We start from the raw sequence: 23,101 nt of genomic DNA on the forward strand, positions 1-23,101 counted from the left end.
GCTCCCCTACCTATAAGAGGCTGCGCACATGAGTCTTTCCTCTTTCAAAATCGCTCACAAATTGATCACCGGCGCAGGTGCCATCGAGCAACTGTCTGCCGAACTGGCGCGTCTGGACATAGACAACCCACTGATCGTTACTGATGCCGCTTTGGTGAAATCCGGCACGGTAGAACTGGCACTGGAGCAGCTGGGCGAACGCAGTTACGAGATTTTCGACCGGGTGCTGCCGGACCCGGAAATAGCCATCGTCGAAGATTGCATGCAGGCCTATCGTGACGGTGGGCATGACGGCTTGATCGGCCTCGGTGGCGGTAGTGCCATCGACATTGCCAAGAGCGTGGCGGCCTACGCCGGGTACCACGGTGCGCTGGCGGATCTGTTCGGCATCGATCAGGTCCCGCGCAAAGGCCCGCCGCTGATCGCCATCCCGACCACCGCCGGCACCGGCTCGGAGGTGACCAACGTCGCCATCCTTTCCGACAAGGTCGCGCAACTGAAGAAGGGCATTGTCAGCGACTTTCTGTTGCCGGATGTGGCGCTGGTCAGTCCGCAAATGACCCTGACCTGTCCGCGCAGCGTCACGGCGGCCAGCGGCGTCGATGCGCTGGTGCATGCCATCGAGTCCTATCTGTCGGTCAACGCCTCGCCGATTACCGATGCCCTGGCCATCGGCGCCATCAAGTTGATCGCCAAGGCTTTGCCCAAGGCGTATGCCAATCCGTCGAACCTGCAAGCCCGGGAAGACATGGCCACTGCCAGCCTGATGGCCGGCATGGCGTTCGGCAATGCCGGGGTTGGCGCGGTGCACGCGCTGGCGTATCCGCTGGGCGGGCGCTTCAACATTGCCCATGGGGTCAGTAATGCCTTGCTACTGCCCCATGTCATGACCTGGAACAAGATGGCCTGTATCGAACGCATGCAGGATATCGCCGAGGCCATGGGCGTGAAGACCGCTCGCTTGAGCATCAACGAAGCGGCTGACAAAGCCGTGCAAGCCATGACCGAACTGTGTGCCGCGGTGGAAATTCCCCAGGGCCTGCGTAGTTTCGGTGTGCCCGAGGACGCCATTCCTTCCATGGCCGTGGAAGCAGCGGGGATCGAGCGCTTGATGCGCAACAATCCGCGTAAGTTGAGTGCCGTCGATATCGAAAAGATCTATCGCGCGGCGTACTAGGACCCCAGCCGTCGATGGATGATGGCAAGGTCCAATCATCGCGCTCACGGTGCGCGCTTCAAAGCATGAGGTATACAATGCGCGCCATCGTGATTCTGCTCAGAAAAGGTGCGTCATGCAGCCCTTCGTAATTGCTCCGTCGATTCTCTCCGCCGACTTCGCCCGCCTGGGTGAAGAAGTGGACAACGTCCTGGCCGCCGGCGCCGACTTCGTGCACTTCGATGTCATGGACAATCATTACGTACCGAACCTGACCATCGGCCCGATGGTCTGCGCGGCACTGCGCAAGTATGGCGTGACCGCGCCGATCGACGCGCACCTGATGGTCAGCCCGGTGGACCGCATCGTGGGCGACTTCATCGAAGCCGGCGCGACCTACATCACCTTCCACCCGGAAGCGAGCCAGCACGTCGACCGCTCTCTGCAACTGATCCGCGAAGGCGGCTGCAAGTCGGGCCTGGTGTTCAACCCGGCGACCCCGCTGGACGTGCTCAAGTACGTGATGGACAAGGTCGACATGATCCTGCTGATGAGCGTCAACCCGGGCTTCGGCGGGCAGAAGTTCATCCCCGGCACCCTCGACAAACTGCGCGAAGCGCGGGCACTGATCGATGCGTCGGGCCGTGACATCCGCCTGGAAATCGACGGCGGCGTGAACGTGAACAACATTCGCGAAATCGCCGCGGCTGGCGCTGACACCTTCGTCGCCGGCTCGGCCATCTTCAATGCGCCGAACTATCAGGAAGTCATCGAGAAGATGCGTTCCGAACTGGCGCTGGCTCGCCCATGAGTGGATTTGAGCAGTTGTTCCCGGGGCAACTGCCGCGGCTGGTGATGTTCGATCTGGACGGTACCTTGATCGACTCGGTCCCGGACCTGGCAGTGGCTGTGGACAAGATGCTGCTCAAACTCGGTCGCAAGCCCGCCGGTCTGGAAGCGGTACGCGAATGGGTCGGCAACGGCGCGCCGGTACTGGTGCGTCGTGCGCTGGCTGGCGCTATCGATCATTCGGCGGTCGATGACCACGAAGCCGAACGGGCGCTGGAGCATTTCATGCAGGCTTATGGCGAGAGCCATGAGTTGACCGTGGTTTACCCCGGCGTGCGCGACACCCTCAAATGGCTGCAAAAGCAGGGCGTCGAGATGGCGCTGATCACCAACAAGCCGGAGCGTTTCGTCGCGCCGCTGCTGGATCAGATGAAAATCGGCCGTTATTTCCGCTGGATCATCGGCGGCGACACCCTGCCACAAAAAAAGCCCGATCCGGCCGCACTGTTTTTCGTGATGAAAATGGCCAACATTCCGGCTTCGCAGTCTTTGTTCGTCGGCGATTCGCGCAGCGATGTGCTGGCGGCGAAAGCGGCGGGGGTCAAGTGCGTGGCCCTGAGCTACGGCTATAACCACGGTCGGCCGATCGCGGAAGAATCGCCGGCACTGGTGATCGACGACCTGCGCAAGCTAATTCCCGGTTGCCTGGATCCGGCCGCTGAGATAACGTTGGCCGACGCTGTCAAACCCCCTTCTGGAAACGCCATCGTGGTGGTCACTCGCAAACTCTGGATGAAAGTCATGAAGGCCCTGGCCCGCTGGCGTTGGCGCGCCTGACTTGATCCTGGCCGGTTTCCGGCGCGTTTGCATACCTGACTGTTCGACCCTCAAGCCACGAGGCACCTCATGATCCGCGAAGAATTCCTGCGCTTGGCCGCTGCCGGCTACAACCGCATTCCGCTTGCCTGCGAAACCCTGGCCGACTTCGACACGCCGCTGTCGATCTACCTGAAGCTGGCCGACGAGCCCAATTCCTACTTGCTGGAGTCCGTACAGGGCGGCGAGAAATGGGGGCGTTACTCGATCATCGGCCTGCCGTGCCGAACCGTGCTGCGGGTTCATGATCATCACGTCAGCGTGACCGTCGATGGCGTCGAGACCGAAAGCCACGACGTGGAAGATCCGCTGGCCTTCGTCGAAGCCTTCAAGGCGCGCTACAACGTGCCGACCATTGCTGGCCTGCCGCGTTTCAACGGCGGCCTGGTGGGCTACTTCGGTTATGACTGCGTGCGTTATGTGGAGAAGCGCTTGGGCAAATGCCCGAACCCGGACCCGCTGGGCGTACCGGACATTCTGCTGATGGTGTCCGACGCCGTGGTGGTGTTCGACAACCTGGCCGGCAAGATGCACGCCATCGTCCTGGCCGACCCGGCGCAGGAAGACGCCTTTGAACAAGGTCGCGCGCGCCTGGAAGAGCTGCTGGAAAAACTCCGACAGCCGATCACCCCGCGCCGTGGCCTGGACTTCAGCAAGCAACAATCGGCTGACCCGGTGTTTCGCTCCAGCTTCACCCAGAACGATTACGAAAAAGCCGTCGACACCATCAAGGAATACATCCTGGCCGGTGACTGCATGCAGGTCGTGCCATCCCAGCGCATGTCGATCGACTTCAAGGCGGCCCCCATCGATCTGTATCGCGCACTGCGCTGCTTCAACCCGACGCCTTACATGTACTTCTTCAACTTCGGCGACTTCCACGTCGTTGGCAGTTCGCCGGAAGTACTGGTGCGGGTCGAAGACAACCTGATCACCGTGCGCCCGATTGCCGGCACCCGTCCGCGGGGCGCCAACGAAGAGGCTGACCTGGCGCTGGAAAAAGACCTGCTGTCGGACGACAAGGAAATCGCCGAGCATTTGATGCTGATCGACCTGGGGCGTAACGACACCGGTCGCGTTTCGGAAATCGGCTCGGTGAAACTGACTGAGAAGATGGTCATCGAGCGTTACTCCAACGTGATGCATATCGTGTCCAACGTCACCGGGCAACTGAAAGCCGGGCTGACGGCCATGGATGCACTGCGGGCGATTCTGCCGGCGGGCACCTTGTCCGGCGCACCGAAGATTCGCGCGATGGAAATCATCGACGAACTGGAGCCGGTCAAACGTGGCGTCTACGGCGGTGCGGTCGGTTACTTCGCCTGGAACGGCAACATGGACACCGCCATTGCGATCCGCACGGCGGTGATCAAGAACGGCGAGCTGCATGTGCAGGCCGGTGGCGGCATCGTTGCCGACTCGGTGCCGGCGCTGGAATGGGAAGAAACCCTGAACAAGCGCCGCGCGATGTTCCGCGCCGTTGCCCTGGCGGAACAAACACCGAACGCCTGAGTTTGCGAAAAAACCTGTGGGAGCGAGCTTGCTCGCGATGGGGCCATCACTGCCACATTGATGTTGTCTGACCCACCGCTATCGCGAGCAAGCTCGCTCCCACAATGATCTCATCGCCAAAAAAACGCGGCGCCTGTGAGGGCGCCGCGTTTTTTATTGGTTGCACATCAGAAGTCCAGCGCAACACCTACATTGATGCCCTGTTGGGTGAAGTCGTCGTCCTTGCGGATGTTGTAGCTGGCGCGCAGTGCCAGGTCCTTGGTGAGGTTGTGGCTCACCCCCAGGTTCACATGTTGCAAGTGACTTTGCGGGGTGTAGCCTTCCAGCGTGAACTGGTTGTTTGGCAGGCTGTTGAGGTTGATGTCCACGTCCTGGGTATCGTCGTTGTACTCACGCTCGATTGCCGCTTCGCCGAACACCTGGGTTTGCGGGGTGATCTGGTATTTGCCCTGCAGGCCAGCGCCCAGGCGCCGGGAAATACGCTCCTGATCGGCGAAGGTCAGCGCCGTGGAATTGTTTCCGTCCTCCGAGTAACCATCGACTTGTACCTTGGCGAAGTCGGCGCTGACAAACGGCGACAGGTGCCAAGGACTGCTGGCTTGTTGCGCAATGTCGTAGCCCACGCGTGCGCTGAAGGCTTCGACGTAGCCGCTGGTATCGCCTTTTTCGCCGCGTTCGTTGACGCCCAGCTGGAATTTGCGCTTGAGGCTGTCGTAATCCAGATGCCCGGCCGTCAGCGCCGCGTCGGCCCACACACGGTTTTGCTGGTACTGGGCGAATGCCGTGCCCAGGTAAGTGTTGAGCTTGTAGTCGGAGTCGTTGTTGCCGGCTTCGAGTTCCTGGTTATAGAAACCGGCCACCAGACCAACACGCCAGGCATCGTTGAGACGATAGCTGCCACCGATGTTCAGGTTGGCTCCGTTGCCGTCGGCGCTTGCAACGCTGTCCTGGCCGTCAAAGTCCTGATGCTGTCCGCCGGCGGAAACGATGGCTCGCCATTGGCCGACGCCTTGCCAGTTTTCCCAATCGGCCAGCCACTGGTTGCGCAACTCATCCTGATGCGCACGCACGGTGCCCTGGGCCATTTCCGGCAGCAGGGTCAGCTCCCATGGTGCGGCCAGCAGGGAATAGGCGTAATCGGCGATCAGGCGTTGCCCGGCTTCGGTGGGGTGCACCGAGTCGTTGTAGATCAGCTTGGTCGGGTCCGGCGTGGCGCTGTTGATGCCGTAGCGGGCATTCTCGGTACAACCGTTGCCGCTGAAGCAGGTGGTGATGAGGTTCTGGTCGGTGGCCAGGCCAAACTGTGCCGGGTTGGCGAACGTCTCTTTGAGCAGTACCGGAATGTTGAGCGGGATGACTTCGGCATTGATGTTTTGCAGTCGGCTTACCAGTTCAGTGTTGAACTGGGCGCTGAGTTGAGATGTGAACGCTTGCAGCGGCGTGCCGTTGAACGCTGGGGTAAAGCCGATATCGGGCAGCAACCAGACCATGACGTATCTGGCACCGGCGGTTTGCAGGGTCTGCACGCTGTCGGCCAGGCGGTCGGCGGCGGCACTGGCTTGGGGCAGGCTGGTGACGCGTCCTTGCAGGAAGTCGTTACCGCCGCCCGACAGGTAATACAGTGCGTTCGGGTCGGCACGGAAGTTATTGGATGGAAGATAGCCGGACCGGGTGCGTTCGCCGGTGGCGGAGATGCTGGTAATCGAATCAAGAATCTGGTCGGTACGGTAGCCGCCTACAGCCCAGTTGTTACCATCAGGCAGGCCTTCGTTGGCGCGAACTGCTGAAGTAGAAGATGCCGTCTGGTCCGGTGAAAACCCCAGTTTCCCACCCAGGATCTGTGTGGAGTTGAGCGAGCGGACTTCGCCGCTGCCATCCAGGTACACCGGTCCCGTCCGGTTGGTGAAGCGCTGTGTCGCTCCGGCAGGCCCGCCCGTGTCGGCAAAGGTCCCTGCATCGTTGAGACTGTCCCCGAAGACAACGAAATTTGTATAAGGATTGGGTGCGGCGTTCGCCTGGGCGCATGCGATCGCGAGCAAGCATCCTGCGAGCGGTACAAACAACGACTGTTTGATCATGAGCAAGTCCGTTTATTTATTGTTTTAGTGAACGAAACGACAGTACCAAAAACTTTCGGCCTTTTGCCATCTGTCGCGAAGCCTTTGATAGATTCGCGGACAGTGCCTCCGGCGATATTGCGCGCTCTGCCCAGCTAAGTTACTGTGCCGGGACGTACGAACGAGACCTTCCCCGTGTTGATCATCAGTAAACTCCTGGATCAAGTCATCAAGGCACACGCCCGCTGGCGTTGGCGCGCCTGAATTCTTTTGCCGGCTTCGCCGGACCTGTACCGCTTTGCCTTCTTTACCTGTTTGAAATGCCGCTTTGCTGGCGCTACGTCGGCACCTGACAAAGCGCAGCGCCCTGCGGGTAAAACATTCGAAGGCCATCTTTAAAGTCAGTGAGTTCAAGAGGTTCTATACGCCATGTTGCTGATGATCGATAACTACGACTCCTTTACCTACAACGTTGTGCAGTACCTGGGCGAGCTCGGCTCCCAGGTCAAGGTCGTGCGCAACGATGAACTGACCATCGCTGAAATCGAAGCCCTCAACCCTGAGCGCATCGTTGTGTCCCCCGGTCCTTGCACCCCGACCGAGGCCGGAATTTCGATTGAAGCGATCAAGCATTTCGCCGGCAAACTGCCGATTCTTGGCGTCTGCCTCGGCCACCAATCCATCGGCCAGGCCTTTGGCGGTGATGTGGTGCGCGCCCGTCAAGTGATGCACGGTAAGACTAGCCCGGTATTTCACGAGGACAAGGGTGTATTCGAAGGCCTGAATCGTCCGCTGACGGTGACCCGCTATCATTCTTTGATCGTCAAGCGCGAAACCCTGCCAGATTGCCTGGAGCTGACCGCCTGGACTCAGCTCGAAGACGGCTCGGTCGACGAGATCATGGGCCTGCGTCACAAGACTCTGAACATCGAAGGCGTGCAGTTCCACCCTGAGTCGATCCTCACCGAACAGGGCCATGAACTGTTCGCCAACTTCCTCAAACAAACCGGCGGCACGCGCTAAGGACTTTTCATGAACATCAAGACAGCCCTGAGCCGTATCGTCGATCACCTTGACCTCAGCACCGATGAAATGCGCGATGTGATGCGCGAAATCATGACCGGGCAATGCTCGGACGCACAGATTGGCGCGTTCATGATGGCCATGCGCATGAAGAGCGAAAGCATCGACGAAATCGTCGGTGCCGTGTCGGTGATGCGTGAACTGGCGGACAAGGTCGAACTCAAGACCCTCGACGGTGTGGTCGATGTAGTGGGCACCGGCGGCGACGGCGCCAATATCTTCAACGTGTCGACCGCTGCTGCGTTCGTGGTTTCCGCTGCTGGCTGCACCGTGGCCAAGCACGGCAACCGTGCAGTCTCGGGCAAGAGCGGCAGTGCCGATCTGCTGGAGGCGGCCGGTATCTACCTGAACCTGACACCCGTGCAAGTGGCGCGCTGCATTGACAACGTTGGTATTGGTTTCATGTTTGCCCAGACCCATCACTCTGCGATGAAATACGCTGCAAGCCCGCGCCGCGAACTGGGTCTGCGGACCTTGTTCAACATGCTCGGCCCGCTTACGAATCCGGCCGGCGTGAAGCATCAGGTAGTAGGCGTATTCACCCAGGCCTTGTGCCGGCCGCTGGCGGAAGTGTTGCAGCGTCTGGGCAGCAAGCATGTGCTGGTGGTGCATTCGAAGGATGGCCTGGACGAGTTCAGCCTGGCAGCACCGACCTTCGTGGCAGAGCTGAAAAACGACCAGATCACCGAGTATTGGGTCGAGCCGGAAGACCTGGGCATGAAGAGCCAGAGTCTGCATGGCCTGGCGGTGGAAAGCCCGGCGGCTTCACTTGAGCTGATTCGCGATGCCCTGGGCAAGCGCAAGACCGAGAACGGTCAGAAAGCGGCCGAGATGATCATGCTCAATGCCGGTGCCGCGCTGTACGCCGCCGATCATGCCAGCAGTTTGAAAGAGGGAGTTGCACTTGCGCACGATGCGCTGCACACCGGCCTCGCTCGGGAAAAGCTCGAGGAGCTGGGTGCGTTTACCGCGGTATTCAGAGTGGAGAATGAGGGATGAGTGTACCGACGGTTCTGGAAAAGATTCTGGCGCGCAAGGTCGAGGAAGTCGCCGAGCGTAGCGCTCGCGTCAGCCTCTGCGAGCTGGAAAGCCTGGCCAAGGCGGCCGATGCGCCCCGTGGCTTTGCCAGGGCCTTGCTGGCTCAGGCCAAGCTGAAGCAGCCGGCAGTCATTGCCGAAATCAAGAAAGCCTCGCCGAGCAAGGGCGTGATCCGCGAGAACTTCGTTCCCGCCGACATCGCCAGAAGCTATGAGAAGGGCGGCGCGACCTGCCTGTCGGTACTCACCGACATCGACTACTTCCAGGGCGCGGATGCGTACCTGCAGCAGGCCCGCGCGGCGTGCCAGCTGCCGGTGATCCGCAAGGACTTCATGATCGATCCATACCAGATCGTCGAAGCCCGTGCCTTGGGTGCCGACTGCGTGCTGTTGATCGTCTCCGCGCTGGATGACGTGAAAATGGCCGAACTGGCAGCCGTGGCCAAAAGCGTCAACCTCGATGTGCTGGTGGAAGTCCATGACGGCGATGAGCTGGAGCGAGCGTTGAAAACCCTCGATACTCCGCTGGTTGGCGTGAACAACCGCAACCTGCACACCTTCGATGTCAGCCTGGAAACCACCCTCGACCTGTTGCCGCGTATTCCGCGAGATCGTCTGGTCATCACCGAGAGTGGCATTCTCAATCGCGCCGATGTCGAACTGATGGAAATCAGCGACGTCTACGCATTCCTGGTCGGCGAGGCGTTCATGCGCGCCGAAAGCCCGGGTACCGAGTTGCAGCGTCTGTTCTTCCCTGAGCGCGGTATTCCCGTCAGCGGCTCGACCCTCGACTGAATACATCTTCACAGGCAATCCGCTTCCACTGTGGGAGCGGGCTTGCCCGCGAAGAGGCCCGCAAATCCCCTGAAGACCTCTGGTCTGTCGGAGCCTTCCATGTCGCTGCCAACCTCCCTCACCATCGAAGCCGGCCTGCAAGCCGAACAGGACTTGCTGGCATCGGTCTGTTCCGGCGACGCGGAGTTCGGCCTGCTGTTCTGGCAGCCGAGCGATCGGGCGCTGGTTATGCCACGCCGTTTGAGCCGCTTGTCGGGTTTCGAGGCTGCATGTGAAGTGTCGGCGGTGGCCGGTTGGCCAGTACTGTTGCGTGAAACCGGTGGCGAGCCGGTGCCGCAATCGGCCTCAACGATCAACATCGCGCTGGTTTACGCACCGCCGCGCAGCGAAGGGGATCTGAATCGCATCGAAACCGGTTACCACCGTTTGTGCGATCCCATTTGTCAGCTGCTGGATGAGTTGGGCGGCACGTCGTCCCTTGGCGAAATCGAGGGGGCGTTCTGTGATGGTCGCTTCAACGTCAACCTCGATGGTCGCAAGATGGTTGGCACCGCCCAGCGCTGGCGTCAGAGCCTGGGTGGGCAGCGTCCGGTAGGACTGGTGCACGGAGCGATGCTGATCGATAACGAGCGAGAGTCTATGGTCGCCGCGGTCAATCGTTTCAACGAGGCTTGCGGTCTGGAGCAACGAGTGCGCGCCGAAAGCCACATCGCGCTGCATGAGAAGTTCACGGCACCCAATGCACTGGCACGCCTCGACGAACTCTACCGGTTGATGCTCGTGCAGATGTTCAGCGGCTAGGTTTTCGAGCTTATCGCGTACCGAAGACCACCATGGTCTTGCCTTTGACGTCCACCAGGTTGCGTTCCTCCAGATCCTTGAGCACGCGACCGACCATCTCCCGTGAACAACCGACAATTCGACCGATTTCCTGACGGGTCACCTTGATTTGCATGCCATCGGGGTGCGTCATGGCGTCTGGCTGTTTGCACAGCTCCAGCAGGCAGCGGGCGACTCGGCCGGTTACATCAAAGAATGCCAGGTCACCGACCTTGCGCGTGGTGTTGCGCAGGCGCTGTGCGATTTGTCCGCTAAGGACGTAAAGAATGTCCGGGTCCTGCAGGGACAATTCGCGGAATTTCGCGTAGCTGATTTCCGCGACATCGCATTCAACCTTGGCCCGCACCCAGGCGCTGCGCTCCTGCTCCAGGCCGGCTTGCTCAAACAGACCCAGCTCGCCGAAAAAGTCCCCGGCGTTCAGGTAGGAAATGATCATTTCCCGGCCGTCATCATCTTCGATCAGGATGGTGACTGAGCCTTTGATGATGAAGAACAGCGTTTCCGAGCGGTCGCCGGCACAAATGATGTTGCTCTTGGCCTGATAACGGCGGCGCTGGCAATGCATCAACAGCTTGTCGAGGTTCTTGATCTTGGAGTTGGGGGCAATAGCAACCATGGTTGTATCCCGAAAAAACTGCACGGTATGTTTGGTTTTTATAAATAGTGAACGCTGGAGTAAGGCTGGCTGTGCGCCATAGAATTGGCGTCAGCTTAACAGACACTTCCTGCAATATTCGAGCATTTACCTACAAGGCAGTGGGATATGTCCCAGGACGCCGGGCGCTGTCAATCACGGGGCCTGTGCTAAGCTGGCGACCCTTTTTTATACAGTGGAGTCTTGGCGATGAAGGCACGCATCCAATGGGCTGGCGAAGCCATGTTTCTCGGCGAATCCGGTAGCGGTCATGTCGTGGTCATGGACGGTCCGCCCGATGCCGGCGGACGTAACCTGGGTGTCCGGCCGATGGAAATGCTGCTGCTGGGTGTTGGCGGTTGCAGCAATTTCGATGTGGTCAGCATCCTCAAGAAGTCCCGCCAGGCAGTGGAAAGCTGTGAAGCCTTCCTCGAAGCCGAGCGTGCGACCGAAGATCCAAAGGTGTTCACCAAGATCCACATGCACTTTGTGGTCAAGGGCCGCGGGCTGAAAGAAGCCCAGGTCAAACGTGCCATCGAACTGTCTGCCGAGAAGTATTGCTCGGCCTCGATCATGCTCGGCGCGGCTGGCGTGGCAATTACCCACGACTACGAGATCATCGAGCTCGGTTGAATCGACATTCAACTATCATAAAAGCAGTGCAGACTCTGGCGAACACAAGCTGACGTCTGCATAATGCGCCACTTTTTTCAGGGTAGTGGCCCGTCAGCCGACAGGCCTCAAACCCGAAACAGACAACCAAAATCGCCATCGCGAAGAGGTGTTAACCGTCCTACGCAGGTGCGTTGTTCGCATCTGACGGGCATGCTTGATCACGCGGCCGGGCCGCAAACACATAGAGAGTTTTTAACGGTGAAAAGCAAACTCAAGCTCCACGGGTTCAATAACCTGACAAAGACCTTGAGCTTCAACATCTATGACATCTGCTACGCGGAAACCCCGCAAGACCAGCAGGCTTACGTCGAGTACATCAATAAAGAGTACAACGCGAAACGCCTGACGCAGATCCTCACGGAAGTTGTCGATATCATTGGTGCCAACATCCTGAACATTGCCAGTCAGGACTATGAGCCGCAGGGCGCCAGCGTCACGATCCTGATCTCGGAGGAACCGGTAACCCCGACCGACAGTCAGATCGAAGAGTCCCCGGGCCCGCTGCCCGAAATCATTCTGGCCCACCTCGACAAGAGCCACATCACGGTGCACACCTACCCGGAAATCCATCCGGTCAGCGGTATTGCAACCTTCCGTGTGGACATCGACGTATCGACTTGCGGGGTCATTTCACCGCTTAAAGCGCTCAACTTCCTGATTCACCAGTTCGATTCGGACATTGTGACCGTGGATTACCGAGTGCGCGGCTTCACCCGTGACGTTGAAGGCAAAAAGCACTTCATCGACCACGAGATCAATTCGATCCAGAACTACCTCTCCGACGACACTTACGACGCGTACCAGATGACCGACGTGAACGTGTACCAGGAAAACCTGTTCCACACCAAGATGCTGCTGAAGAACTTCGAACTGGATAACTACCTGTTCGGCGACGCCACCAGCAACCTGTCCTCTGAGCAACGCGCCCAGGTGACCGAACGGGTGAAACACGAAATGCTCGAAATCTTCTACGCGCGCAATATGGCGTAAGATTTTCGAACACAAAAAGGCGACTCCCTCACGGCAGTCGCCTTTTTTTATTTTGGCGCTGGCTCCTACAAAAAAACGGAGTCAGATCCGATAAGTACTCTTTGTCATCACCTTGGCCATCAGACTCATCCCGAACTTCACCGGTGCCGGAAAGCGGAAGCCGCCAGCCTCCAGCGCGCTTTCGGCGTGCTGTTCTTCATCGATGCGCATCTGCTGAAGAATTGCCCGGGATTTTTCGTCCTCGGCCGGCAATTGTTCCAGATGCTCGTTCAGGTGTTTGCACACCTGGTCTTCCGTTGCCGCAACGAAACCGAGGCTGACTTTGTCGCTGATCAGGCCGGCCACTGCGCCAATCCCGAACGACATGCCATAGAACAGCGGATTGAGGATGCTGGTGTGGCTACCCAGTTGATGGATGCGTTGTTCGCACCAGACCAGGTGGTCGATTTCTTCTTCGGCGGCATGCTCCATCGCAGCGCGCACTTGCGGCAGCCTGGCGGTCAGCGCCTGCCCCTGGTACAGCGCCTGGGCGCAGACTTCGCCGGTATGGTTGATGCGCATCAGGCCGGCAACGTGGCGCGTATCTTCGTCGCTCATTTTCGCATCCGGCTGCACGATGGCAGGCGACGGACGGTACGGCTGGCCGCTGAAGGGCAGCAAGGTGCGCATCGCGGCATCGGCTTGCAGCAGCAGGCGGTCAATCGGCGAGTAGTGACGTTGGGTAGTCATGCTGACCTCCGGGGGGAATTTCGGCGGCCAGTTTAACCCAATCGGCCGGGGAAGGTTTGCGCTGGGTCATTGTGATGCAGGTGCTGTGACATTGTTGTGATGCCTTGTGTGGAGGCGGCGGTGCACCGCTTCCACAGGGTTTGGCGCAATCAGCCCGGCGGCCAGTGCATCTGGCGCTGACCCAGCACGTGCATATGAATGTGGTAGACGGTTTGCCCGCCTTCTTCATTGCAGTTCATGACGACGCGGAAACCCTTTTCACAGCCCAGTTCCAGTGCCAGGCGCTGGGCGGTGAACAGTATGTGCCCGGCCAATGTCTTGTCGTCCTCGGTCAGGTCGTTCAAGGTGCGAACCGGTTTTTTCGGGATCACCAGGAAATGTACTGGCGCCTGTGGGGCAATGTCGTGGAAGGCCAGTACCTGGTCGTCCTCGTAAATGATCTTCGCCGGGATTTCCCGGTTGATGATCTTGGTGAACAGAGTATCCACAGCTGTTTTCTCCGTTGTTTGGGCTGGCCTGAGTGTACTCATGGTGTATGCCAGCGCCCAGCCTTTTACCTGGGGTTGGATCAGCGCGGGCAGTAGGCCTTGTTGATCATGCCGGCGATTGTGCGAGTCAGCCACCGCGAGCCGAGTCGCGGCAGGAAGGCGAACCAGCGGTTGCGCCGCCCGGGAATGATGATCGCCTTGTTCTTTTCCAGTGCGCGCACGGTGTAGAGCGCCACTTCCTCAGGGCTCATCAGCAGTTTGCTGTTGGTCAGTTTTTCGCTGTCGAGTTGCGCGGTACGGAAAAATGCCGTTCGGGTCGGCCCGGGGCAGAGCACCGAAACCTTGATCGCACATTTTTTCAGCTCGACGCGCAATCCTTCGGAAAAGTGCAGCACATACGCCTTGCTGGCGTAATAGGTGCTCATCCACGGCCCGGGCTGAAACGCCGCCACCGAGGCCACATTCAGAATCTGTCCGCCGCCTTGCAGGGCCATGCTGTTGCCGATGGCATGGCACAGGCGGGTGAGGGCGAGGATGTTCACTTCGATCAGGTCTTGCTCGGTCATCCAGTCCTGGGCCAGAAACGGGCCGCATGTACCGATACCGGCACAATTGACCAGCAGATCGATCTGCCGGTCGCCTTCTTCCAGCTCCAGCAGGAACCCGGACAGGCGCAGCGGTTCGCCCAGGTCACAGGCACGGAACAACACCTCCACGCCGAACCTCTGGGTCAGTTCAATCGCAATACTTTCCAGCTGATCACGTTGTCGGGCCACCAGAATCAGGCTGCGGCCACGCCGGGCCAGCGCTTCGGCCATTGCCAGGCCGATGCCGCTGGAGGCGCCAGTGATCAGAGCGTAACGGGTCATGCAGTTCTCCATCGCAACAGCTCCGCGCCGCGACGCAGGTGTCACGGGCCAGGAGCGCTGTTCATTCTTTCGCAGAGTCTACAGGGGGCTGGGCCTCTTCGGCTGCATCGTCGGTGGAATTTGGCACCGGTTCGACCTCGACTTCGATTTCATCGGTGGTGACCGAACTGCTTTCGTAGCTGCTCTGGGCGGCGCTTTTGTATTCTTCCCGTATCGCCGTGAGACCACCGGCCAGCGAGCCGAACAGAACCAGCGCGATAACCACCAGCCACAGCGAAGACAATACCTTGACCGCAGTACTGTTCGGCGGAGGCGGCGGGCCGTAGCGGTTCGCGGTGTCGTTGCCCGGCACAACCATGATCACGAACGGAAAGAAACTGCCAACGAACGGCACCAGGTTCAGCAGCCACAACCAGCCGGACCAACCGACATCGTGCAAGCGTTGAACAGTGATCTGGATGCTGACGAATATAAAGCCGACGAACAGGATCAAGGCCAGCAAGCTGCCCAATATCAGGCCGCCGGTCGAATCCGCGCCGATGAGAGCCAGGGCGACCAAGGCAAGCACCCCGCAAACGGCCAAGAGCACAGTTGACAGCACCAGCGTCCAGGCGAGGTAACGCAAGCGGCCGATACGGCCATCGAAACTGAATGGCTTGAGCGTAGCGAATTCCGCCACGGCTTCGCCGACGGGCGCGCGAGGCGGCGCGTAAGGGGATTGCGGGTCTGCCAATGGCTCCTGGCTGTTGGCCGGAGCATGCTCATGCACGTCGGCGAGGTTCAGTTCGATCGGCGTTTCGGCTTCGATGCGGGCGTCGATACCGGTTTTGCTCAGCGCCTGGAGATAGGTATGGGCGTCGGCTTGCGACAGGTTGCGTTTGAGCGCTACCGGACGCCCGGCGAACAAGCGCTCGATGGCTGTGACATCGCTTTTGAACAAGTCGGCGAGATTGAGCTTTGCCGTGGTGATGTCGACACCGGGTAGCAAGGCGCCTTCGAATACGATCTTGAAACGATTTTCGCCCATGTGCGAGGCATCCTTGTCGCGAGAGGTTGAAAGAAGAAGCTTGTGCCCGGGTGAATGTAGGGCCAGCCGGGCAAGACTGGCCAAGATTTGCTGTCAGCGCGGCCAGCGTTTTGGCAACTGGGCGGCATGCTCCAGGGCCTGGCGGTACTCCGCGTCGAGACGTGCAATCAACTGCTCGACACTCGGCAAGTCTTCGATTTCTCCCACACCCTGGCCTGCAGACCAAACGGTCTTCCAGGCCTTGGCCTCATCGCTCACGGGTTTGAGCTTGGAACCGAAGTTGATCTCGCCCTTGCCTTGCAAGGCGGCCATGTCAAAACCGGCGGCCTCCAGGCTCTGGCGCATGAAACTCGCGGGTACACCTGACACGGCTGGAGTATGGATGATGTCTGCCGCTTTGGATGTCAGCAGCATTTCTTTGTAGGCGTCAGGCGCGTGACTTTCGGTCGTGCCGATAAATCGTGTGCCAAAGTAGGCCAAATCCGCGCCGAGCAATTGAGCGGCAAGAATTTCGTGGCCGTGGTTCAAGCAACCGGCCAGCAACAAGGTCTTGTCGAAGAACTGGCGGATTTCGGCAATCAGCGAGAACGGGCTCCAGGTCCCGGCGTGTCCACCGGCGCCGGCAGCCACGGCGATCAAGCCATCCACGCCGGCTTCGGCCGCTTTCTCGGCATGACGACGAGTTGTCACATCATGGAACACCAGGCCGCCGTAGCTGTGCACCGCGTCGACCAGTTCTTTCACGGCACCGAGACTGGTGATCACGATCGGCACTTTGTGTTCGACGCAGATCTCAAGATCCGCCTGTAAACGAGGATTGCTGTTATGGACGATCAGGTTCACGGCATAAGGCGCGGGGTTTTCCATTGTCGCCAGCCCGGCTTCGATTTCTTCCAGCCAGGCTTTGAAACCGCTGCTTTCGCGCTGGTTCAGCGCCGGGAAGCTGCCGACCACGCCCTGGCGACAGCAGGCGAGTACCAATTGCGGATTGGAAATCAGGAACATCGGCGCCGCCACCACGGGCAGACGCAAACGTTCTTCGAGCAGAGCGGGCAGCGACATTGGAAGTACCCCGGTAAGTTGTGCCTGGTGGATTTAGAACGGCCGAACGACGACCAGAATTACGATAGCCAGCAATATCAGAACCGGCACTTCATTGAACCAGCGATAAAAGACATGGCTGCGGGTGTTCTCGCCACGGGCAAAACGTTTTACCTGGGCGCCGCACATGTGGTGGTAGCCGATCAGCAATACGACCAGGGTCAGTTTGGCGTGTATCCAGCCACCCTGGCTGAAGATGCCTGGGTTGAGGTAGATGAGCCAGCCGCCGAAAATCAGCGTGGCGATCATCGCCGGGCCCATGATGCCCCGGTACAGCTTGCGCTCCATGATGCTGAAGCGTTCCTTGCTGATCGTGTCTTCACTTTGTGCGTGATAAACGAACAGCCGTGGCAGGTAGAACAGGCCGGCAAACCAGCACACGACGCTGACGATATGAAACGCTTTGAGCCACAGATAGAGCATTTTTAGTTATTCCCCAATTCACGGTAACCCGAATAGTAGAGAAAGAGTCCCGTCTCGGACATAACTGTTCAATTTTGACGGTGTCTTTTGTCGCCATACTGCGTTGCCGCTCCTCGCCATAGCGGGCTATGACTCGTCGCGGCGCCTTGTCTGGCAACAAAATCCACTCGCCAAAACTTGAACGTATGCCCGAGACGGGACTCGTGAGCGTCCGCACGTCACCTTGACGGTTGTCGCAGGGGCGCGCGGCCCCTATTATCGACGGCTTTCCAGTGGGTTCGTTGAGGGCAGGTTTATGGTCAAGGTCGGTATCGTCGGCGGCACGGGTTACACCGGTGTCGAACTGCTGCGTCTGTTGGCGCAACATCCGCAAGCTGAGGTGGTTGTCATCACTTCCCGATCCGAGGCTGGCCTGGCCGTGGCCGACATGTACCCGAACCTGCGAGGCCATTACGACGGCCTGGCGTTCAGCGTTCCGGACATCAAGACCCTGGGTGCCTGCGATGTGGTGTTCTTCGCCACGCCGCACGGTGTTGCCCATGCCTTGGCGGGTGAACTGCTGGCGGCCGGGACCAAGGTCATCGACCTGTCGGCCGACTTCCGTCTGCAAGACGCGGATGAATGGGCCAAGTGGTACGGCCAGCCGCACGGTGCACCGGAGTTGCTGGACGAGGCGGTCTACGGCTTGCCGGAAGTCAATCGCGAGCAGATCAAGAAGGCGCGCCTGATTGCCGTGCCGGGCTGCTACCCGACTGCAACGCAATTGGGTTTCCTGCCATTGCTCGAAGCCGGCCTGGCCGATGCCGCGCATCTGATTGCTGACTGCAAGTCCGGCGTCAGCGGTGCCGGTCGTGGTGCTTCCGTAGGCTCGCTGTACTCCGAAACGTCGGAAAGCATGAAGGCTTATGCGGTCAAGGGTCACCGCCACCTGCCGGAGATTCGCCAGGGGCTGCGTCGCGCAGCAGGCAAGGACGTCGGCCTGACCTTCGTTCCGCACCTGACCCCGATGATTCGTGGCATTCACTCCACGCTCTACGCAACCGTTGTTGATCGCTCGGTGGACCTGCAGGCGTTGTTTGAAAAGCGTTATGCCAACGAACCGTTCGTCGATGTGATGCCGGCCGGCAGCCATCCGGAGACTCGTAGCGTACGGGGTGCCAACGTCTGCCGTATCGCGGTGCATCGCCCGCAGGATGGCGATCTGGTGGTTGTGCTGTCGGTGATCGACAACCTGGTCAAAGGCGCTTCGGGTCAGGCGGTGCAGAACATGAACATTCTGTTCGGGCTGGATGAGCGTCTGGGCCTGTCCCACGCCGGCATGCTGCCATAAGCTTTATGGCGTACAGCAAAAGGCCCGTCAGACGGGCCTTTTTGCATTCCGGGCCGGCGATTGGATTGGTTGATATACCATAACAATAGTTGACCGCTTTTCTAGGAGAAGCGGATAATGCGCGTCATCACGCAATATGACGGCGTAACGCCGGGAGATAGTCAGCATGAGCGTCGAATCCTTCACCCCCACGGCTTTGCAATTCACCCACGGTGCCGCGCACAAGGTGAAGAGCCTGGTCGATGAAGAGGGGAATGATCGCTTGAAGCTGCGCGTATTCGTTACGGGCGGCGGTTGTTCAGGTTTTCAGTACGGCTTCACCTTCGATGAAGAAGTGGCCGATGACGACACCATCGTCGAGCGCGAAGGTGTGAGTCTGGTTGTCGATCCGATGAGTTTCCAGTACCTGGCAGGTGCCGAGGTGGACTACCAGGAAGGTCTGGAAGGTTCGCGTTTCGTCATCAAGAACCCGAATGCGACCACCACCTGTGGCTGCGGTTCTTCGTTCTCGATCTGATCAGCGCACCAGTTTCACAGAACGCCGCACGGCCTCAGGGCCTTGCGGCGTTTTGCTGTGTGGAGGATTTATGCGGGATAGATGGCACCCAGTACGCGCAAGCCGCGGGCACCGGTGACGCTCGGACGGTTGGCTGCGATGCCTTCGAGACAGCAATGAGCCAGCCATGCGAAGGCCATGGCTTCGACCCAGTCGGGGTCCACGCCGTAAGTGGCGGTGCTGCTGACGCTGGCGTTTGGCAGCAGGCTGGCCAGGCGCGTCATCAAAGTGGTGTTGTGAGCGCCTCCGCCGCAGACCAGCAGTTCTTGCGTGTCTTGCTGGGCGCTTTGCAGTGATTCGATGATGGTCAGCGCGGTCAGCTCAAGCAGCGTCGCCTGAACATCTTCGGTGGCGAAGGCTGGCAGTTGTGCCAGATGCCGTGTCAGCCATGGCAGGTTGAACACTTCCCGGCCGGTACTCTTCGGGCCTTTGGTCACAAAGAACGGATCGCTGAGCAGGGCATTCAATAGCACCGGTTCTACCTTGCCGCTGGCAGCCCATTGGCCGTCACGGTCAAAGTGGTCGCCGCGTTGTTGATGAATCCAGGCATCCAGCAGCACATTGCCCGGGCCACAGTCGAAACCGGCGACCGGCTTGCCGGGCTCGATAAGGCTGAGGTTGCTGAAGCCGCCAACGTTCAGCACTGCGCGATTGCCGGCCTGCTCTTCAAACAAGGCTTCGTGAAAAGCGGGAACCAGTGGTGCGCCTTGTCCGCCGGCGGCGACATCGCGGCTGCGAAAGTCGCTGACCACGGTGATACCGGTCAGCTCGGTCAGCAGGGCCGGGTTGCCGATCTGCACAGTGAAGCCGCGTGCCGGTTCATGGCGGATGGTCTGGCCATGACTGCCAATCGCACGAATGTCGTCAGGCTTCAGTTGCTCTTGGGCGAGTACGGCATGAATCCCTTGGGCTGCCAGTTTCACCCAGTTCTGCTGGGCGATGGCGGAACGAGCGATTTCGTCCGGGCCGCTGGCGCACAAACCGAGCAGCTCGGCGCGCAGGGAGTCGGGCATCGGGATGTAGTGGGAGGCGATCAGTCTGATCGCCGGGGCTTGCTCGATCAGTGCGATATCCAGGCCATCAAGGCTGGTTCCGGACATCACACCTATATAGAGCGCCATGGCCTAGCGCTTGCTCGAAGCCAGCAGAGTGGCTTTTTCCTGTTCCATGCGCGCCATCAGTGGCTGGCTTTGGGCGAGGAAGCGTGCGCGTTCAGCCTTGGCAATCGGATCGGCCATTGGCAGTTTCTGGCCCAGCGGATCGACGTGTACACCGTTGACCTGGAACTCGTAGTGCAGGTGTGGCCCGGTGGAGAGACCGGTGGTGCCGATATAGCCAATCACCTGGCCCTGTTTCACCGTGCCGCCAGTCTTCACGCCTTTGGCGAAGCCTTGCATGTGGCCGTAGAGCGTGGTGTAGGTGTTGCCGTGCTGGAGGACCACGGTATTGCCGTAGCCACCACGGCGGCCGGCCAGCAGGACCTTGCCATCACCGGCAGCTTTGATCGGGGTACCGCGCGGTGCTGCGTAGTCAACGCCTTTGTGGGCGCGGATCTTGTTCAGGATCGGGTGTTTGCGGCCCATGGAAAATTTCGAGCTGATGCGGGCGAAGTCCACCGGTGTGCGGATGAACGCCTTGCGCATGCTGTTACCGTCAGCGGTGTAGTAGCTGCTGTTGCCTTGTTTGTTGGTGTAGCGCACGGCGGTGTAGGTCTTGCCGCGGTTGGTGAAGCGCGCCGACAGGATCGGGCCAGTGCCGACGGCCTTGCCGTTGACGACTTTTTGTTCGTAGATCACGTCGAACTCGTCGCCCTGGCGAATATCCTGGGCGAAGTCCACGTCGTAGCCAAACACACTGGCCATGTCCATGGTCAGGCTGTGAGACAGGCCGGCCCGGGCTGCGGACTGCGACAGCGAGCTGTTGATCACGCCGTGTACATAGGCAGAGCGCACGGTCGGTTTCGCGGTAATGCGATTGAAGGTGTAGCCCTTGTCGTTCTTGGTCAGGCTGATGCTTTCGAGGTCGTTGAGCTTGCTGTGCAGGTTGGTCAACTGGCCGTCAGGGCTCAGTTCGAACTCGAGTTTTTGCCCGTGCTTGAGCTGGCTGAACTGCTTGGCCTGCTTGTCGCTGGCCAGCACGTCATGCACTGAAGTGGCCGGGAGGCCGACCTTCTCGAACAGTGTAGAGAGGGTGTCACCCTTGGTGACGATCACTTCCCTGTGGCTTGCCGGCTTCTTTTCTTCGACGACTGGTGCAGGTGCAGGTGCAGGTGCAGGTTCGGCCTGAGCGGTTTCCTGAGTGTCTTCGGCGCTGTTGTCGATCTGCGCGAAGGGGGAGGTTGCTGGTTCATTTGTGGCTTGAACGGCGTCAGCAGCGTCTTGATCTTGTGTCAGTTGTTCAGCAGGGCTTTCCAGTTCAAGACTCAGGGTTGTCTTTTTGGCTTCGACATCGCTGGAAGGGAATACCAGGAGCGCCAGACTGAGAAGGGCAGCGATGCCACTTGCGGCAAGCAAGTGGGTCTTCGGGTAAAGCGGCGGCGCTTTAGACGATTCTGTGGTCATAAGTGGTTTTGACTTTGAAAAAGATGAATTGGAAAAGATGAATGACATGATGAAGATGAAATAACTGTATAAAATATAACCAAATCATCTCTGAAGCAAGTCCGCAGACGTTCTGTCTATGGATTGGCTTCCGTGCGCCGGGCAAACCTTGTATTTGACGCGCGATCTTGTATGGTTGGTTCCCTTTGAATCTGAGCCTTGCGGGTCTGTTATGAAGTCGGTTGAAGAGCAGCTAGCGCTGATCAAACGTGGTGCGGAAGAACTGTTGGTCGAGTCCGAGCTGATTGAAAAGCTCAAGCGTGGCCAGCCGCTACGTATTAAGGCGGGCTTCGATCCAACGGCTCCGGACCTGCACCTGGGTCACACCGTGCTTATTAATAAGCTGCGCCAGTTCCAGGATCTGGGGCATCAGGTGATCTTCCTGATTGGTGACTTCACCGGGATGATCGGCGATCCGAGTGGCAAGAGTGCCACGCGCCCTCCGCTCACTCGCGAGCAGGTCCTAGAGAATGCCGAGACCTACAAGACTCAAGTGTTCAAGATTCTCGATCCGGCAAAAACCGAAGTGGCATTCAACTCCACCTGGATGGATCAGATGGGGCCGGCCGACTTCATTCGCCTGACTTCGCAGTACACCGTGGCTCGCATGCTCGAGCGCGATGACTTCGACAAGCGCTACACAACCAATCAGCCAATCGCCATCCATGAGTTCCTTTATCCGCTGGTTCAGGGGTACGACTCGGTAGCTCTGCGTGCGGACGTGGAGCTCGGCGGCACCGATCAGAAGTTCAACTTGCTGATGGGGCGTGAGCTGCAGCGTGGTTATGGTCAGGAAGCCCAGTGCATTTTGACCATGCCGCTGCTTGAAGGTCTGGATGGCGTGAAGAAGATGTCCAAGTCCCTGGGCAACTACGTCGGTATCCAGGAAGCGCCGGGAGTGATGTACGGCAAGCTGGTCTCCATTCCGGATGCGCTGATGTGGCGCTACTTCGAGTTGCTCAGCTTCCGCTCCATGGATGAGATCAATGCGTTCCGCGCTGATGTGGAGGCGGGTGCCAATCCGCGCGACATCAAGATCAAGCTGGCTGAAGAGATCGTTGCGCGCTTCCATGGTGAGGAGGCTGCGGCCAATGCCCACCGTGCCGCCGGTAACCGCATGAAGGATGGCGAGCTGCCGGATGATTTGCCGGAAATCGAATTGACTGCTGCCGAGGATATGCCGATCGCTGCCGTCCTTAATAAGGCGGGGCTGGTCAAGAACTCGGCTGTGGCTCGAGATCTGCTTGGTTCCGGTGGTGTACGTATAGATGGTGAGGTTGTCGATCGCACCTTTATATATGCACTGGGCGCGACCCATGTTTGTCAGGCAGGCAAGAAGGCATTTGCGCGTATTACGCTCAAATCCGAATAAAGCTGAAATAGGGGGTTGACGGCGAGTTTTAGAAGCCTATAATTCGCCCCACTTCCGGCGCAGTCGAAACGGAAAACTCCTTGGTAAACAATGAGTTACGCAGTTTTCGRCAGCRGGTTGCTTCAGTTCATCGAAGCCGAAAGGGAGTTGAAAAAGAGGTGT

General features: G+C 59.2%; 23 protein-coding genes. 13 read left to right on the top strand and 10 right to left on the bottom strand.

What is annotated here, in order from left to right; translation table 11 throughout:
• The first annotated feature begins 28 nt into the window (after positions 1-28).
• The 4 genes from ASD95_RS03150 (at position 29) to trpE (ending at position 4,333) form a co-directional block, all read left to right on the top strand.
• Positions 29-1,177 carry an iron-containing alcohol dehydrogenase gene (locus ASD95_RS03150; RefSeq protein ID WP_056726654.1) on the top strand — a complete coding sequence of 383 codons (1,149 nt, stop codon included), beginning with the start codon at positions 29-31 and terminating at the stop codon, positions 1,175-1,177.
• Between the two features lie 115 nt (positions 1,178-1,292).
• Positions 1,293-1,967 carry a ribulose-phosphate 3-epimerase gene (gene rpe, locus ASD95_RS03155; protein WP_008027088.1) on the top strand — a complete coding sequence of 225 codons (675 nt, stop codon included), beginning with the start codon at positions 1,293-1,295 and terminating at the stop codon, positions 1,965-1,967.
• Positions 1,964-2,782 carry a phosphoglycolate phosphatase gene (locus ASD95_RS03160; protein WP_056726655.1) on the top strand — a complete coding sequence of 273 codons (819 nt, stop codon included), beginning with the start codon at positions 1,964-1,966 and terminating at the stop codon, positions 2,780-2,782. Before rpe ends, ASD95_RS03160 begins: the two co-directional genes overlap by 4 nt.
• Positions 2,783-2,851: 69 nt before the next feature.
• Positions 2,852-4,333 (top strand): anthranilate synthase component I, encoded by a 1,482-nt coding sequence (gene trpE / locus ASD95_RS03165; protein ID WP_056726656.1) that lies wholly within the window; start codon positions 2,852-2,854, stop codon positions 4,331-4,333.
• A 167-nt stretch (positions 4,334-4,500) separates the two neighbouring features.
• On the opposite strand, the gene estP is transcribed toward trpE, so the two are convergent.
• The gene (gene estP / locus ASD95_RS03170) at positions 4,501-6,411 is read right to left on the bottom strand and encodes an esterase EstP (protein WP_056726657.1); all 1,911 of its coding nucleotides are present in this window, start codon (positions 6,409-6,411) and stop codon (positions 4,501-4,503) included.
• A 408-nt stretch (positions 6,412-6,819) separates the two neighbouring features.
• Between estP and ASD95_RS03175 the strand changes: the two genes are divergently transcribed.
• From ASD95_RS03175 to ASD95_RS03190, 4 genes are all read left to right on the top strand, one after another.
• Positions 6,820-7,413, top strand: a complete 594-nt coding sequence (locus tag ASD95_RS03175; protein ID WP_007906885.1) for an aminodeoxychorismate/anthranilate synthase component II — start codon at positions 6,820-6,822, stop codon at positions 7,411-7,413.
• Between the two features lie 9 nt (positions 7,414-7,422).
• Entirely contained in the window at positions 7,423-8,472 is a 1,050-nt protein-coding gene (gene trpD / locus ASD95_RS03180; protein WP_056726658.1) for an anthranilate phosphoribosyltransferase, read from the top strand.
• Entirely contained in the window at positions 8,469-9,305 is an 837-nt protein-coding gene (trpC, locus tag ASD95_RS03185; RefSeq protein WP_056726659.1) for an indole-3-glycerol phosphate synthase TrpC, read from the top strand. Before trpD ends, trpC begins: the two co-directional genes overlap by 4 nt.
• Before the next feature lie 99 nt (positions 9,306-9,404).
• Positions 9,405-10,106, top strand: a complete 702-nt coding sequence (locus tag ASD95_RS03190; protein WP_056726660.1) for a lipoate--protein ligase family protein — start codon at positions 9,405-9,407, stop codon at positions 10,104-10,106.
• A 10-nt stretch (positions 10,107-10,116) separates the two neighbouring features.
• On the opposite strand, the gene crp is transcribed toward ASD95_RS03190, so the two are convergent.
• Positions 10,117-10,761 (bottom strand): cAMP-activated global transcriptional regulator CRP, encoded by a 645-nt coding sequence (gene crp, locus ASD95_RS03195; protein WP_056726661.1) that lies wholly within the window; start codon positions 10,759-10,761, stop codon positions 10,117-10,119.
• A gap of 228 nt (positions 10,762-10,989) precedes the next feature.
• On the opposite strand from crp, the gene ASD95_RS03200 reads away from it, so the two are divergent.
• Together ASD95_RS03200 and speD are read left to right on the top strand one after the other, a co-directional pair.
• Complete coding sequence (locus ASD95_RS03200) at positions 10,990-11,412, top strand: OsmC family protein (RefSeq protein ID WP_007941657.1); 423 nt, start codon at positions 10,990-10,992, stop codon at positions 11,410-11,412.
• Positions 11,413-11,652: 240 nt separating this feature from the next.
• Positions 11,653-12,444, top strand: a complete 792-nt coding sequence (gene speD, locus ASD95_RS03205) for an adenosylmethionine decarboxylase (protein ID WP_007986012.1) — start codon at positions 11,653-11,655, stop codon at positions 12,442-12,444.
• An 81-nt stretch (positions 12,445-12,525) separates the two neighbouring features.
• On the opposite strand, the gene coq7 is transcribed toward speD, so the two are convergent.
• From coq7 to hemJ, 6 genes are all read right to left on the bottom strand, one after another.
• Complete coding sequence (gene coq7, locus ASD95_RS03210; RefSeq protein WP_056726662.1) at positions 12,526-13,173, bottom strand: 2-polyprenyl-3-methyl-6-methoxy-1,4-benzoquinone monooxygenase; 648 nt, start codon at positions 13,171-13,173, stop codon at positions 12,526-12,528.
• 149 nt (positions 13,174-13,322) lie between these two features.
• Entirely contained in the window at positions 13,323-13,661 is a 339-nt protein-coding gene (locus ASD95_RS03215; RefSeq protein ID WP_056726663.1) for a histidine triad nucleotide-binding protein, read from the bottom strand.
• Between the two features lie 80 nt (positions 13,662-13,741).
• Complete coding sequence (locus ASD95_RS03220; RefSeq protein WP_056726664.1) at positions 13,742-14,530, bottom strand: SDR family NAD(P)-dependent oxidoreductase; 789 nt, start codon at positions 14,528-14,530, stop codon at positions 13,742-13,744.
• A 61-nt stretch (positions 14,531-14,591) separates the two neighbouring features.
• A complete protein-coding gene (locus ASD95_RS03225) occupies positions 14,592-15,557 on the bottom strand; it encodes a DUF805 domain-containing protein (protein ID WP_056726665.1) in 966 nt (321 codons plus the stop codon).
• A gap of 93 nt (positions 15,558-15,650) precedes the next feature.
• Entirely contained in the window at positions 15,651-16,619 is a 969-nt protein-coding gene (locus ASD95_RS03230) for an NAD(P)H-dependent flavin oxidoreductase (protein ID WP_056726666.1), read from the bottom strand.
• 33 nt (positions 16,620-16,652) lie between these two features.
• Positions 16,653-17,081, bottom strand: a complete 429-nt coding sequence (gene hemJ, locus ASD95_RS03235) for a protoporphyrinogen oxidase HemJ (protein WP_056726667.1) — start codon at positions 17,079-17,081, stop codon at positions 16,653-16,655.
• A gap of 295 nt (positions 17,082-17,376) precedes the next feature.
• Here hemJ and argC point away from each other — a divergent pair, with 295 nt between their 5' ends.
• Positions 17,377-18,411 (top strand): N-acetyl-gamma-glutamyl-phosphate reductase, encoded by a 1,035-nt coding sequence (gene argC, locus ASD95_RS03240; protein ID WP_007980174.1) that lies wholly within the window; start codon positions 17,377-17,379, stop codon positions 18,409-18,411.
• 166 nt (positions 18,412-18,577) lie between these two features.
• On the top strand, positions 18,578-18,928 hold the full coding sequence (erpA, locus tag ASD95_RS03245; RefSeq protein WP_007906865.1) for an iron-sulfur cluster insertion protein ErpA: 351 nt from the start codon (positions 18,578-18,580) through the stop codon (positions 18,926-18,928).
• Positions 18,929-18,996: 68 nt separating this feature from the next.
• Here the strand turns inward: erpA and ASD95_RS03250 are convergent, their stop codons facing one another.
• Entirely contained in the window at positions 18,997-20,088 is a 1,092-nt protein-coding gene (locus ASD95_RS03250; RefSeq protein ID WP_056726668.1) for an anhydro-N-acetylmuramic acid kinase, read from the bottom strand.
• A 3-nt stretch (positions 20,089-20,091) separates the two neighbouring features.
• The gene (locus ASD95_RS03255) at positions 20,092-21,528 is read right to left on the bottom strand and encodes a peptidoglycan DD-metalloendopeptidase family protein (RefSeq protein WP_056726669.1); all 1,437 of its coding nucleotides are present in this window, start codon (positions 21,526-21,528) and stop codon (positions 20,092-20,094) included.
• A 211-nt stretch (positions 21,529-21,739) separates the two neighbouring features.
• On the opposite strand from ASD95_RS03255, the gene tyrS reads away from it, so the two are divergent.
• Positions 21,740-22,939, top strand: coding sequence for a tyrosine--tRNA ligase (gene tyrS / locus ASD95_RS03260; RefSeq protein WP_056726670.1), 1,200 nt, complete (start codon positions 21,740-21,742; stop codon positions 22,937-22,939).
• The last annotated feature ends 162 nt before the right edge of the window (positions 22,940-23,101 follow it).

It is taken from the genome of Pseudomonas sp. Root71 (assembly GCF_001429045.1).
GTDB classification, from domain to species: domain Bacteria; phylum Pseudomonadota; class Gammaproteobacteria; order Pseudomonadales; family Pseudomonadaceae; genus Aquipseudomonas; species Aquipseudomonas monachiensis.